This is a genomic window from Oceanobacillus sp. CFH 90083 (assembly GCF_009389585.1).
In the GTDB taxonomy this organism is placed as follows: Bacteria; Bacillota; Bacilli; order Bacillales; family Amphibacillaceae; genus Oceanobacillus.
In genome coordinates, this window is sequence record NZ_VIYG01000006.1 from 25,884 (window position 1) to 40,020 (window position 14,137).

The following is a 14,137-nucleotide window of genomic DNA, read 5'->3' on the forward strand; positions in this document are numbered from 1 at the left end:
GTAGTGATAACAGATGGCTAAATATGATTTAGAAATCTATACTAGATCAACTTGCTCCGATTGCCAGGACTTGAAAAAATTCTTGGAAGAACACCAAATCCCGCATAAACAATATGACTTAGCAAAGCAGCCTGAAAAAGAGAAAGAGTTGAAAAAGATAACAGGAAACAGAATCGTTCCCGGCATTGTTTTTTCACAATCTTCTATGCTGGGTTTAAGGAAAAAAGCTAAAAGTATGACTGGATTTGAGCAAAATAAAGAAGAAATTAAAAAGCTGTTAGAAGTCAGCTAATAGAAATAAACAGATTCCATAAAGAGATTTGATGAATATTTAGTCACAGCGCAATCAGTTGTAAGATTCCCACTTCAAGAATAGAGGAAAATCGAAAATCCTAAGTGGAAGTCGGGCAGTTAGTAACGATCGGTGGTTCAAGGATCTTTAGGGAGGTCGTTTTTTGGTCATACCTTTAGGTCATGCACTTGTAGCGTTACCATTCAGTGAGGGGAAACTAAGGTTGCGACGTCCTGGTGGGGCGATTACTCGCCCCGCCTAAAAGCGTCGTGCGTCGAAAAAACATTGAATGAAGTCTCCTTTATATCATCTTCATAACTGTAAAATCGATTCCTCTTTTTGAAGCCAAGTCAGATCCACACTTATCCCACAGATTTTTTCGATTTTTTTGCTATAGGAAAGCTCAGAAGTTTTTATTTCTTTTTAGATCTCAAACTTGGCTGGCTCATTTTGCGTTGCTTGTATATATTTTTTCGGCAAAGGGTTAATTCCTTCTTTCTTAGTAAGTTTTTCAATCTCCTCTTTGCTCAATTTTGTGATTTTTGCTATTTAACTGATTGGCATTCCTGCTGCCAGATCAATTAAGACTGCTGGATGACTCGAATAATTTGGAAGTTGCAATTTTAAATGATGCAGGTCACAATTTATTCATTGATACCTCGAAAGATATTGATTTCTATTTAAATAGATTTTTGCGGCTTCATTAAGTACAGTTATTTCAAAGCACTCATTCTAACTGGAAATTAGATAAATGAGTGCTTTTTTCACTTGATATACGGCTTATATAAAACTAAATTAAACATTTAAGCTGATCTTTTGTCTGATACGGAAAAATCTCCTGATTCGCTTTCAGACGAATGACTAGGTCCGGATTGGCTATAAATAATTGTCCAAATGCTACTAAGTCCGCCTGATTATCTCCAACAATGACTGCCCCTTTGTTAGGTGCAATATTTCCAACAGCGATAAGCGTCTCATCCCAGTATTGTCTAAATAATTCATGAAGTGATCTTTGATCATTTTGAAGCGTATCACCATAGTTTTCTACAGATGGATGGACAATTTTTAATTGATGCTTAGAAAGAATCTCTGTTATAGCGCATACCATTTCTTCAGGATACTTCCATACATAACCCTTATCATCATCTTTCTTTTCAGAAACTCGAATGCTGATTTTATTTTTAGGTACAACCTTCTTTACTTCTTTAATAATTAAATCTAAAAATCGCAGTCTATTTTGTAAAGAACCTCCAAACTCATCTTGACGGTTATTCGTTTTCTCACTGATAAATTGATCAATGAGGTATCCATGTGCGGCATGTATTTCAACACCGTCAAATCCGGCTTCCATCGCATTTCTTGCTGCATCTCTGTAATCATCTATAATTTGATAAATTTCCGTATTTTTTAAAGCTCTAGGAGCTTGGAAAGGTTTCCTCAATCTATGCACATGTCCGCTGGCACCGATAGGAGACGGAGCAACAGGAGTCTGCCCGTTTAAAATTTCCTGGTGACTTACTCTGCCTACATGCCAGAGCTGGGCGAAGATTTTCGTTTTATATTGATGGACTTCTCTGGTGACTTTTTGCCAGCTTAACGTCTGACGATGGGTGTATATTCCCGGAATTCCATAGGTTCCCTTAGCCAATTCATTGATGGCAATGCCTTCTGTAATGATTAAGCCTGCACCATATCTCGCTCTCTTTCCATAATAATCAGCAATCAGGTAATTCACTTCACCGGTTTCATTATCAGCAAAGCCTCTTGTCATTGGCGCCATCACAATCCTATTGTCTAATGGTAAGTTCCCAATTCTGTAATCGGAGAAAATGGAACGTGTCATATTTATCACCTCATATCAAATTTTAATGTGATGCCGAATTGTTTACAATGGGATTTTTAAGATATATACTATGAAAAACTTTAAAATTTAAAGTCATTGGAAGGCGGGGAAAGGAATGTTAGATCATATCGATCATCAAATATTAGATTTATTAAAAAGCAATGCGCGGCTTTCGTATACGGAGATCGGTAAACAAATAAACATGTCATCTCCAGCTGTGAAAACGAGGATAGAAAGATTAGAGGATTATGTTATCAAGCGCTATACGGTAGAGGTGGATCATAAAGAACTCAATAAAGGAATTCATGGTTTTGTTTTATTCAAAACAAAAAGCTGTGAAAGGTTAATGAATTATTGTAAAGAGAATAATAATATTATCGACTTATGGAGGATTAGCGGAGAGTATAATTATATGGCAGAGGTTGTCTGTACAAAGATGGAAGAGCTTGAACAGATTTCTAAAGATACAACGAACTTTGCTTTTTCCAATATACTATCTGTTCTGGGAAATCATCAGGTTGGTAACGATTAAAATAATAACGCATACGAAACAAACCTGGTGGAATCATTTAAAATGACGCTGCCAGGTTTGATTATGTGAGCCTTCGTTTTCACACTCCAGCGTTTTGATTCATTTCTCCCCAGTCACACATCATATTTAAAATAGGAAGAAGAGACCTGCCGCGATCCGTCAATGAATATTCCACTTTTGGAGGAATTTGCGGATATTCTTTTCGTATGACAATACCATCTGCTTCCATTTCTTTTAACATGACACTTAGTGTTTTATAGGAGATTGATGCTATATTACGCTTTAATTCATTAAATCGCATGACCTCATTTTCAGACAGCCAATAAGAGAATAATTATTTTATATTTCCCCCCGATGACAGATAGCGTGTACCCAAATCCGGTGTCTTTTAAGACAACTCCGTTTGGAACACAGGTTTTGTCCAATTCACTATGCATGCAAGTTCTCTCCCTCAATTATTTTGATGATTTACTGTATTCTTCTAATGGTTTTTTTTCTAAAAATTCCTCATGCGTAAAACCCCATGCACACATCTCTCTTAAGACATGCTCCAATGATTTTCCATGTGTTGATAAGGAATATTCTACTCTTGGTGGAATTTCCTGATAAACGACACGTGTGACCAGGCCATCTTTTTCTAATTCTCTAAGTTGTTGCGTTAGTACACCCTGCGTTATTTCAGGTATTAAACGCCTTAATTCGCCGAAACGTTTTGTCCCCATTTCTAAAAGGATAAATAATATATGCGGCTTCCATTTACCGCCAATTGCCCGGAGTGCAGAAACTATTCCGTATTTTGATAAATCATCCAAAAGAACCTTCCTCCTTTAAAGTCAAAGCTAATAGTCACTATTTCATACTAAGTACATTAATCATACCAGAGAGAAGGAAGAAAAGTAATAAAATTGCCATAAAGAATCCTGATTTTACAAATATGGATAATTGGATGAAAAAATAAAAATGCTGTACACCAGACGGGGCTTTATTTGTCCCTTTTACCATACTAAGTATGAAAAAGATGTCTACTTTTCAATCTGAATTTTGCCCGGCATAATTGTTATACATTTATAACGCACTAAATTTATTGTTTACAGTCACTTTAAAGTAACTGTATTTACGATGCTTGACAGGAAAGGAGTAAAAAAGCAGCGGACCTCGTGACTTTAAAGAGAGACAGGTGATGGAGGCAACAATAGATTTATTGGATAAAGGGTGTTTTATTCATTTGCTTTTATATATGCTGCCCTTTTTAGTAAAGAAATATTTGAAATTGGAGTTGATTACATGCCATTTGCGGTATATATATTAGGAATTCTTATTTTTTCACAAACGACATCAGAGTTTATGGTAGCGGGAATGCTGCCCTCTCTCTCTGCGGATTTCGGAGTATCGTATTCTGCTATTGGTTATCTGATTTCCGCCTATGCGTTGGGAATGATTATAGGCGGTCCTTTCTTAACGATTGGATTATCGAAAATGCCACGAAAAAAAGCACTGCTGACCGTTACTATTATCTTTCTTATCGGACAAACGATTGGTGCAATTGCTCCTGACTATGGAGTGATGATGGTAGCACGAATCATTACTGGTATTGCCTCTGCGGCTACTTTTGGTGTTTCTATGTCGATTGCATTTCAGCTTGTTTCACCTCAAGCGCGAGGAAGAGCTGCTTCGATTGTTTTAGGAGGTTTAATGGTTGCGACGGCTGCTGGTGTACCATTTGCTATGCTGTTTGATCAATATTTGGGATGGCGTTCCAGCTTTTGGGCAGTTGTTGTGCTGGTATTTATAGCGACGATACTCATGCAATATTTTATTCCAACCTTAGCTTCTCAAGGACAAATTAGCCTTAAGAAAGAGCTTGAATCATTTAAGAAGTATAGTTTATGGTCTGCCTATGGTACGAGTTTGCTTATTATAGGCGCTACATTTGCCGCTTTTAGTTATTTTACGCCTATCCTTAGCGATCTGACAGGGTTTGATCCGAAAATAGTACCATTTATTCTTGCCATCTATGGAGTTGCCACGATTATTGGAAATATCATTGTCGGCAGATTAGCAGACGCTTATATGTTGTCTACACTAACAATTGGCTTGGTTATCCTAACCGTTGCCTTAGTTATCTTTGGTCTCTTTGTAGAAATTCCGGTGATCTCCGTCGCTGCTGTCATAGTAATTGGTTTAGTAGGCGTAACACTGAATCCTGCAATGGCGACACGTGTTACCAGAGCTGCCGGTACGGGAACACTCATAGCTACCGTCCATAATTCCGCTATTAATCTGGGGCTTTTGATAGGTTCCGCTGTAGGGGGATTAACGATTGATACTGGGTATGGACTCAGCTCTCCGTTATGGGTGGGGGCTATATTAGCCATTCTCGGTTTAATCTCCTTGCTGCCGTTTATTCGTGGGAAAATTCCTTCTGCTGATGTTTCATAAGGAGAATAGAACCTTCCATAAAATATTATTTGCTTTTTTAAGTGATAATTAAATAGATTTTATCAGCAAATGGAATAAATTGCACCTAATTTTTGGGGAATAGAGAGGATGCTTTTCTGGAATAAAAACAGCGGATGGTGAGTGGAGAAAAATATGAAATAAAAGAAGCATGGATTGGGCTTCTTTTATTTCATCATCAGCTGGTCACCCGGATAAATCAAATGAGGGTTTTCCAAGCTGTTTGTTTTTTCGAGTGTCGTCCATAAATAATTATAGCGCAGGCCAATTTCAAATAGGGTTTCGCCTGGTTGAACAGTGTGAAGCGTTTCGCTTTCCTTCGTGCTTGAATCACCAGCACCAACTGTAAATGATGCGACTGTTCCTGAGATTTCATAGCTGGCCAGAAGCGTCGGTTTGCCGCTTGGACTTTTGTCTGCTGGAATGAATTTGAGACCTTCGGGTGCATTATCACTAATAGGATGCTGTCCATCAAAGTCGCGGGTAGAAAAGTATGTCTCATAGCTGGCTTCGGCCGGGTTTGTAATGTCATAGACAAACAGACCGGCATCTCGCTCAAGTGCAATAAAAGCATATGTTTTTCCATCAATTTCTGCTAGTTCAACCGTCTCCGGCTCGGGTCCTTTGTTATCGCTGCGGTCATCAAACACATCTTCTTCATGATCCGTATTAAAGAAATCCGGATTCATTTCAGCTAGTTTTTGTTCAAATTCATCGCCGCTATCAAAAACAAGCTCCATCGTATCGGCATCAAAAATCGAGAAGGAACGTCCGCCAAATGCATAGAGGGCTTCATATTTGCCGTCTTCATTTGTTGGCGCAGAAGTGGTCACGTTTAACCGGCCGAGGTTTTCATCTGCAAATAAATCGTCTTCGATTAGTTGATCTAAATCTTCTTGTGAGTAACCAGAGAATAAGTCCGCATTAAAGACAACTTTATCTTCAAGTTCGGCTGCACGAGCTTCTTCTGAAAAACCATCATAGTCTTGCGCATCGCCTTCATTTGGTGTAACAATGTATGTTTTTTCGTTTGTTTCATAGAGTGTAATCGCATCCGGCTGGTGGATGCCAAGCACAGGCCACTCCTGGATATTTATTTTGCCGTCTTTGTCAGAAGCGTCCATACCGTTTCCGGTCTCTGAATGATCCTTCCACCCAAACGATTGTACACTTGTAAAAGCACCCTTCTCTAAATCGAGCGTAGCAATTGCATTATTTTCCTGCAAGACGATATAAGCGAGGGAGCTGCCTTCATTTACAGCGATAAATTCCGGCTCCAGATCTTCGGCATAGCTAGCCTCGGGATGGACTTTACGAACATCATCGTCAACGATCTCATCTGTGAATCCTGCTGTGACGATTTCTGGTTTTTCTACGTCTTGACTGACATCAATAATCGAAACGGACCCTTTAGGGTTTACGTTATAGTCTTCGCTTGGTTCTCCTTCATTGGCAACAAGCAATTTATCTCCATCAGGCGTAAAAGTGATCATGTCTGGCAAAGCACCAACCTCGACTGTTGAGAGATGCTCGCCTGCACTTGTTAGAAAGAGCACACTGCCAGGATTTGTTTTGGGCTCTGCTACGGTTGTTACGGCAATGATGTCTTCGGTTGGATGAACGGCAATGCTTGTTAAATCAGATACATTTGACAGGGATGGATCCAGGTCTTCCACAAATAATCGTTTTTTAAGCGGAATATCAGTAAAGGTTGTGCTCTCCGTCAGTACGTCCCCATCTAAAATATCAATGGATTCTTCATCCCCATTGACTGAAAATATTTGCTTGCTTCTTTCATCGTAGGCAACAATTTCTGCTCCACCAGCACCAAATTCGGCACCGCTTATGTATCGTCCGGTTAGCTCGATTGGAAGACTCCCTTTCGCTGCTTCATCATGCAAAGAAAAATCGGTCAATTGTTCAGGAGGAGAATGGCCGCTTGCATTTGCAGACAGTGGAAAAGCTGCCAGGAAAGCGGTTGTAATTAATAAATGCAATGGTGTTTTTTTCATTTCAGCTTTCACCTCATTGTTTATTGATGTGCCAAGCATAGCACTTAAATTTTAAGCTGGTGTAAAATCCAAGTTAATGTTTTGTGAAAGGGTATTGGCGGATATTATAAAAATGTTTCAAGTCACCATCGTCCAGTAATTGCGGGGTGGACAGATAAAATAGCTAAAGAATGCAATTCTTTATAAATGTGTTCCTCATACCTATAAATTTACAGGTACCCTTGACGCTCTTTTTCATATACTATATAATCCTTATAAGTTTAGTTGTAATTAATTTTTATGAATTAATTTTTATTTTTTAAGGAGAGGGACTTTATGAAGGTAAATTTGAAGCAGGTTAATAAAAGCTTTCCCAAAGGCAAACACGATTCGCTTCATGTCCTGCATGATATAAATCTCCAGATTGAAGCGGGCGAGTTCGTTTCTTTGCTTGGACCCTCCGGCTGTGGGAAGTCCACGATTTTGAATTTAATTGCTGGTTTGGACAGTCCGACATCTGGGGAAGTGTATGTGAATGATAAAAAAGTCAAAGGACCGGGTACGGATCGTGTCGTTGTTTTTCAGCAAGGCGGTTTATTTCCATGGATGAACGTGATGGATAATGTTACATATGGACTGCTTTTGAAAAAAATGAACAAAAAAGAGGCAGAAGAAAAGGCAATGGAAGGGCTTCGGATGGTGCATCTCGGGAATTTCGCACAGGCTTTCCCGCATGAGCTGTCCGGCGGTATGCAGCAGCGGGTGGCGATTGCACGTGCACTTGTGATGGACCCGGACGTTCTTTTAATGGATGAACCATTTGCGGCCCTTGATGAACAGACGCGGCTAATTTTACATCAGGAGCTGCAGGAAATCTGGCAAAAAACCGGGAAAACCATTTTGTTTATTACGCATAATATTCGTGAAGCTCTCACACTTTCGGAGCGGGTATTGCTTATGAGTACGAGGCCGGGGGCGATCAAAAAATCGTTCAGGGTACAGTCGGCACGTCCGCGTAACCCTTCCGATAGCGTGATTGTGGATCTGGAAACACGTGTGATGACCGAATTGGAAGAAGAGATGGAGAAAGTACTGAAGGAGGAGTTCGGGGATGATTACAGTCTTAAGACGAGTGCTATTCGTGATCGTGATCGTGACTATATGGGAGATCATATCTAAAACGAACCTGTTCCCGACCTTTATGTTTCCTCCGCTGCTGATTCCAAATGACCCGGGCGGGGTTACGGTATTAAGCACATTGGTAAACGGTCTGATCTCGGGACAAATACTTGGGGCCACAGGGATGACGCTTGGCAGGCTTTTGCTTGGCTTTTCGATTGCGGTGGTTTTAGGTCTTATTTTTGGGTTTTTGATTGCCCGTTACAAATGGGTGGATGACACGTTAGGTTTTTTTGTTACCGCGTTGCAGTCGATTCCGAGTATTGTTTGGTTTCCGCTTGCAATTGTCTGGTTTGGACTTGGGAATGTAGCGATTTTATTTATTGTAACGATTGGTGCAACGTGGACGATGACCGTGAATGCAAGCACCGGATTTAAAAATGTCCCCGGCATTTATTTAAATGCAGCACGCACGTTGGGGTCATCGGGCACTCATCTTGTGCGGACGGTGATTCTTCCGGCATCCGTGCCACACATCATCTCCGGTCTTCGTGTTGCCTGGGCTTTTGCCTGGCGGGCAATTATGGCCGGGGAGCTGCTTGGAGGAAATGGAGGACTTGGATATCTTTTGGATATGGGACGCTCTTTACAATCGATGGATTTAGTGCTCTCGATCATGATTGTAATTGGTATCATCGGGACAATTATGGATAATCAGGTATTCCTTAGAATGGAGAGATCTGTTGCAAGAAAATGGGGGACAGGAAGCTAAGGGAGAGGATGAAGGGTATGAAAAAAATATTATCCAGCTTTGGTGCTTTGCTTTTATTGGGAGTAGCAGGCTGCGGATCAGAAGAAAGTGCTGATGAAGTACACATTGGATATTTTCCTAACTTTACGCATATCACCACGGTGGTTGCTCTGGAAAAGGGTTATTTTGAAGAAGAATTTGGGGAAGGTGTTCATATTGAAACGTCTACGTTCCCGAACGGCAGTGCCTTTATGGAAGCCATGTCCACACAGGAAATTGATATTGGCACTGTTGGTCCATCACCGGCGACAACGACCTATTTAAGAAATCCGGAACATGAAATCATTGCCGGGGCTGTGAATGGTGGAGCTGTCCTGGCAACGCGTGAAGGAGCAGGCATTGAAAGTGTTGAGGATCTTGACGGGAAGTCTGTAGCGATCCCGACCATCGGTTCCACACAGGACATCATGTTACGGGCGGTGTTAAGTGAGGTGGGGCTGGCAGTAGAAGACGATGGTGGAACAGTAAGAATGGTACCGCAAGCCCCCGCTGATACATCAACGCTGTTCCTGCAGGAAGATGTTGATGCTGCGGCAACACAGGAACCTTGGGGTGTCTATTTGGAAAATCAGGCAGATGCCGATATTCTCCTTGATGAAGAAGAATTTGCATGGGGAACGGAATCAACAACAACAGTGGTCACTGCCCGAAAAGGATTTACGGAGAGTAATGAGGATTTAACACAGGCCTATTTGCGTGCCCATATCCGGGCGGTTGAATTTATTGAAGAAAATCAGGAAGAAGCAGTTGAATTGTTTGTCAATCATATCGAAGAAACGACAGGCAACAAGCTGGACTATGAAGAGACGCTGGAAGCCAGCAAGCGTCTCAACCCGACGTATGAAATCAATGAAGAAGTCCTGCAAGAAATGGCGACCATTAGTTATGAAGCGGGATATATGCAATCGGACGATATCGAGGGCTTAGTTAATCAGACGTTTTTGGAAGCAGTGTTAGAAGAATAAAGGAAGATGATCCCCCAGCTTGGTAGCTGGGGGTTTTTTGGTTCGATATAAAACAATCCATCTATTTAATTGAGAATTATTATCATTTATAGTATATTAGATAATAACGATAAATTTAATGGAATAAGGAGTATATATCATGCAAATATATTGGACTAAAATAAATAAGATTATTGAAGAAATGCCGGACGTTAAAACATACCTGCTCGACTGTCCGGAAGACTTTACATGGGAAGAAGGAGCCCACACCCACTTCGCATTGGAAGGCTTTAATTTCGGTGATAAACCGAATCGCAGCCTGATTCGTCATATGTCGATCTCCACTTTACCACATGAAAATTCAATCGGTATCACAACGCGCATCAAAGAGGAATGCTCGGAGTTTAAAACGATTTTAAGAAATTTGGAAGTCGGTAATGAAGTTGCTATATTTAAAACGCATTCGAATGTACCGCTTAAAAGAGAAGGGAAAAATGTTTACCTGCTGTCATCCGGCGTTGGCCTGGCAACCTTCAGACCGCTTATACTTGATTATTTTGAACGTACTGATAATGTTAGTCACATGCATTCCCTGAACATCGATTCATCAAGAGATTTCTTATTCCCTGATATATTCGAATCCGTACCTGACAAGAAGTTCACGTCACAGTTCGTTGATAACCGTAAAGACTATTATGAGGAAGTGAAAAATCTGGCTGCAGACAAGGATGGGCTCTTCTATGTTGTCGGCAGTGATGAATTTCTCGTGCAGAACATTGAAGTATTGCGTGAGCAGGGGATCAAGCCGGAACAGATTAAGCTCGACAAGCATGAACAACAGCTGTCTGAGTTCTTGTCCATGTAAGTAAGACCGCCTGTTCTCTTGGTAAATTTGAAATAGATTTTCATGAGTTGGAGACCTGATTTCGTTTCATAAGAGCAAGGGACAGCTGCACAACCAGATAACTGATTGTGCAGTTGCCCCTTCATACATATACAGTATTAAACTTCGGCACACCAAAGTTCGATTTCAATTTTTAACTCAGGCCATCCTAATGCAGAAATATAAGCAACGGTCATAGATGGGTAAGCCGTTCCGAATAACTTATCCCATTGAGAATATAGATGATCCCAATCTATTTCTTCTGTTGCCCATATATTTACCTTTATCACATTTTCTTCTGCCAAACCTTCTGATTCAAGCACCTTTTTTATATTTGCAAAGGTATTGGTTACCTGGTCATTTAAATTGGCAGGGATATTACCGTCCATATCCGTTCCCACTTGACCTGATGTTACCACTAATTCTGCACCTTTTGGCACTCTAGTGACATGGCTGTAGTTGCCTACCGGCTCTGGCATAAACTCTGGGTTTTTTCTAGTAATTTTTTGCATTTTATTCCCTCACTTATAAAAATTTTTCTGCGTATTCTCCTTCAGAATGAGACAGACTTCACCAATTTCTGGAAATCTAAAAGAAAACAGCAGTAGAGTATCCATAGCCCATAGATAAAAACATCAATATTTTTTTCTTCATGACTTGAACACTCCTTTTCTTTATAGCGTGAGAAATGCATTCTCCTGTATGTGGAATTTATATTTAGTGATAATTTGTTAAACTATAATAGAAATTCTACCAGAGCTTTTAATCTGAGTCCAATAAGTGTAACAACAATTGATTCGAGACTGGAAATTCCAAGAAATTTCTAAGAAGTTATCGTTCCTTTTTTGTAGAATTTATTCAGAACAATTCAGACACGGTTTTAAATACAATGTTTCTGGAGAGGATAATGTATTTGTCAGATTGCTTCTGGGATTTTCAAGAGGTTCTTTGCTTCTTTTGGAGATGTGATTTAATTTCAAATAATTCACTATTTAACTATTTGATAGTTAATCATTTCCTATTATAATAAATGCATTCACTGGTTGTAAAGGAGATGAATAACATATGGCAAATCCGCTCGATAATCCGGATATCGAGATAGAACTCTTTCTTACCTTACATCAGAAAACAAATAAATTAACAAGAATATTGGATTCCAGAATCAAAGTATTTGATTTAAATTTAGGCCGTCTATGTTTATTATATATGCTCGAAGAAAGAAATTATGAAGCATTGCCTTCAGAGTTGAGTGATGAATTGACTGTTACCCGATCGAATATTAGCGGTTTATTGCGTGCATTAGAGAAATTGCATTATATTAAAAGAGCTTTTGATGAGAATGATCGCAGAAGAATTAAAGTGACCATGACAGAAGAGGGGAAAAAGATTCTGGCAAAAGCATGGCCAATTTATGAGGAAGTAGTAAAAGATTTATTCAGTGACTTAAATAATGATGAGAAGGCGAAGTTATTAGCTGTGATGGCACGCCTATAGTCCCTATTTGAAAGAATAGGGTTTCATTTTTGACAACAGTTAATCAGTTAACTATTAACCGATTAACTAATAGTAGGGGTGATTAAAAATGAAAAAAATGATTTCTGTTTTATGTGTATTATCGTTCCTGGTTGGTTTTGATCTGATTGTTACCGTGCCTACGTTACCAGCAATAAGTGAGAGTTTGAATATAAACATGGAAATCAGCGGCATATTATTTACCTCTTATGCGCTGCCATATGCTTTATTTGGATTGATTACCGGAAGTGTATCGGATTGGATCGGGAAAGAGAAGATATTGTTAGTCGGGATTGCTATCTTTTCAGTGGCAACCTTTGTTACCGGGCTGGCCAATTCCCTACTTATGCTGATTGGATTCCGTATTTTAGCTGGATTAGGAGCTGCACTTATTCAGCCTACTGTCTATTCAATTGTAGGGGAAGTGATTGCCTAACAGTTCAGCCATGTATTTTGGGGCAACTGTATTAAGGATGATCAGTATTACGCTTCCATAACAGGAAAAATCCCCTTAAAAACATGACAAGTGTCATATCAAATCACTGACAACTGCATCTAACATTTCATCGTCCGATTCTTTATACTAAAAACAACGTAAGTTTTTAGAGGGCGGGGATATTAGTGAGCAAACAAAAGCAAGCACAGCTTAGAAAAGACGTTATGCCATTTGCAAAATCAAAAACGAAGACGAGTATTGTTCAAATTTTAAATACGATTCCTCCATTTTTTATCTTGTGGTTCTTAGCTTATCAGAGTTTAGCTGTTTCCATCTGGTTGAGTATATTATGTAGTATTGCTGCCGCGGGCTTCATGGTTCGGACGTTTATTATCTTTCATGATTGCGCACACCAATCTTTCTTCAAAAATCCGAAATTAAATAGAATACTTGGCACTATTACAGGTGTGATTACCCATTTTCCTTTTGAAAAGTGGAAAAGAGAGCATGCGATTCATCATGCGACAAGTGGAAATTTAGATCAACGGGGTACAGGTGATATCTGGATTATGACCGTTGATGAGTATGAGCAGGCAACAAAATGGGAAAGACTGCAATATCGTTTATATCGCAATCCAATCATCCTGTTTGGCTTAGGGCCATTTTCTCTATTTCTCTATAGTAATCGTATCAATCGTAAAGATGCGAGAAAAAAAGAACGAAGGAATACCTATATTATTAATATGGCATTGATTGTAAGCTATTGTCTGATCGGCTTTTTGCTTGGCTGGCAAGCACTTGTATTCGTCCAGCTGCCGATTGCTTATATCGCTGGTGTGTTAGGCATTTGGTTATTCTATGTCCAGCACCAGTTCGAGGATTCTTATTTTGAGAATGAGTCAGAATGGGATTATGTGAAGGCAGCAGTAGATGGAAGCTCTTATTATAAGCTGCCTAAATGGTTAGAATGGATGACGGGGAGTATTGGTTATCACCATGTGCATCATTTAGCACCAAAAGTTCCTAATTACCACTTGGAGCAGGCACACCGTGAAACACCGCCATTGCATCAGGCGACCACGATTACATTAAAAACGAGTTTGAAATCAATCAGGTTTCGTCTCTATGATGAAGAACAGAAAACATTTATCAGCTTCCGGGAAATGAAGCACCGTTTACATCAAACAAAAGATCAAAGGATAACGGCAGCGAAGTCAACTTCTACGATCCGATCATAGCTGATTACACATCACCCCCCCTGCATCATTAAGGGGGGTTCTTTTATCTGGAAAAGAGATATATCTGATACAATAGCAT

At 39.8% G+C, this 14,137-nt stretch carries 14 protein-coding genes and 1 pseudogene; 10 read left to right on the top strand and 5 right to left on the bottom strand.

Annotated features, from left to right (window positions below):
- Positions 1-13 precede the first annotated feature (13 nt).
- Complete coding sequence (locus tag FLK20_RS10630; protein ID WP_152656547.1) at positions 14-292, top strand: glutaredoxin family protein; 279 nt, start codon at positions 14-16, stop codon at positions 290-292.
- 790 nt (positions 293-1,082) lie between these two features.
- On the opposite strand, the gene FLK20_RS10635 is transcribed toward FLK20_RS10630, so the two are convergent.
- Positions 1,083-2,135, bottom strand: coding sequence for an oxidoreductase (locus FLK20_RS10635; protein ID WP_152656548.1), 1,053 nt, complete (start codon positions 2,133-2,135; stop codon positions 1,083-1,085).
- A 115-nt stretch (positions 2,136-2,250) separates the two neighbouring features.
- On the opposite strand from FLK20_RS10635, the gene FLK20_RS10640 reads away from it, so the two are divergent.
- Positions 2,251-2,667, top strand: coding sequence for an Lrp/AsnC family transcriptional regulator (locus FLK20_RS10640; RefSeq protein WP_152656549.1), 417 nt, complete (start codon positions 2,251-2,253; stop codon positions 2,665-2,667).
- Between the two features lie 79 nt (positions 2,668-2,746).
- On the opposite strand, the pseudogene FLK20_RS10645 reads toward FLK20_RS10640, so the two are convergent.
- Together FLK20_RS10645 and FLK20_RS10650 are read right to left on the bottom strand one after the other, a co-directional pair.
- Positions 2,747-3,092 (bottom strand): annotated as a pseudogene (locus tag FLK20_RS10645) (winged helix-turn-helix transcriptional regulator).
- A 30-nt stretch (positions 3,093-3,122) separates the two neighbouring features.
- Positions 3,123-3,479 carry a winged helix-turn-helix transcriptional regulator gene (locus tag FLK20_RS10650; RefSeq protein ID WP_152656550.1) on the bottom strand — a complete coding sequence of 119 codons (357 nt, stop codon included), beginning with the start codon at positions 3,477-3,479 and terminating at the stop codon, positions 3,123-3,125.
- A 472-nt stretch (positions 3,480-3,951) separates the two neighbouring features.
- Between FLK20_RS10650 and FLK20_RS10655 the strand changes: the two genes are divergently transcribed.
- On the top strand, positions 3,952-5,106 hold the full coding sequence (locus FLK20_RS10655) for an MFS transporter (protein WP_152656551.1): 1,155 nt from the start codon (positions 3,952-3,954) through the stop codon (positions 5,104-5,106).
- A gap of 185 nt (positions 5,107-5,291) precedes the next feature.
- On the opposite strand, the gene FLK20_RS10660 is transcribed toward FLK20_RS10655, so the two are convergent.
- Entirely contained in the window at positions 5,292-7,136 is a 1,845-nt protein-coding gene (locus tag FLK20_RS10660; protein WP_194165600.1) for a choice-of-anchor I family protein, read from the bottom strand.
- A gap of 315 nt (positions 7,137-7,451) precedes the next feature.
- Between FLK20_RS10660 and FLK20_RS10665 the strand changes: the two genes are divergently transcribed.
- The 4 genes from FLK20_RS10665 to FLK20_RS10680 all read left to right on the top strand — a co-directional run bounded on the left by FLK20_RS10665 (position 7,452) and on the right by FLK20_RS10680 (position 10,854).
- A complete protein-coding gene (locus FLK20_RS10665) occupies positions 7,452-8,294 on the top strand; it encodes an ABC transporter ATP-binding protein (RefSeq protein ID WP_152656553.1) in 843 nt (280 codons plus the stop codon).
- Positions 8,227-9,006, top strand: a complete 780-nt coding sequence (locus tag FLK20_RS10670) for an ABC transporter permease (RefSeq protein WP_152656554.1) — start codon at positions 8,227-8,229, stop codon at positions 9,004-9,006. Before FLK20_RS10665 ends, FLK20_RS10670 begins: the two co-directional genes overlap by 68 nt.
- Positions 9,007-9,023: 17 nt before the next feature.
- A complete protein-coding gene (locus FLK20_RS10675; protein ID WP_152656555.1) occupies positions 9,024-10,010 on the top strand; it encodes an ABC transporter substrate-binding protein in 987 nt (328 codons plus the stop codon).
- A 139-nt stretch (positions 10,011-10,149) separates the two neighbouring features.
- A complete protein-coding gene (locus FLK20_RS10680) occupies positions 10,150-10,854 on the top strand; it encodes a ferredoxin reductase domain-containing protein (protein WP_152656556.1) in 705 nt (234 codons plus the stop codon).
- 137 nt (positions 10,855-10,991) lie between these two features.
- Here the strand turns inward: FLK20_RS10680 and FLK20_RS10685 are convergent, their stop codons facing one another.
- Complete coding sequence (locus tag FLK20_RS10685; protein WP_152656557.1) at positions 10,992-11,384, bottom strand: RidA family protein; 393 nt, start codon at positions 11,382-11,384, stop codon at positions 10,992-10,994.
- 553 nt (positions 11,385-11,937) lie between these two features.
- Between FLK20_RS10685 and FLK20_RS10690 the strand changes: the two genes are divergently transcribed.
- From FLK20_RS10690 to desA, 3 genes are all read left to right on the top strand, one after another.
- A complete protein-coding gene (locus tag FLK20_RS10690) occupies positions 11,938-12,366 on the top strand; it encodes a MarR family winged helix-turn-helix transcriptional regulator (RefSeq protein WP_152656558.1) in 429 nt (142 codons plus the stop codon).
- A gap of 88 nt (positions 12,367-12,454) precedes the next feature.
- Positions 12,455-12,820, top strand: coding sequence for an MFS transporter (locus FLK20_RS10695; protein ID WP_152656559.1), 366 nt, complete (start codon positions 12,455-12,457; stop codon positions 12,818-12,820).
- Between the two features lie 185 nt (positions 12,821-13,005).
- Positions 13,006-14,058, top strand: a complete 1,053-nt coding sequence (gene desA / locus FLK20_RS10700; RefSeq protein ID WP_152656560.1) for a Delta(5) desaturase DesA — start codon at positions 13,006-13,008, stop codon at positions 14,056-14,058.
- Positions 14,059-14,137 lie beyond the last annotated feature (79 nt).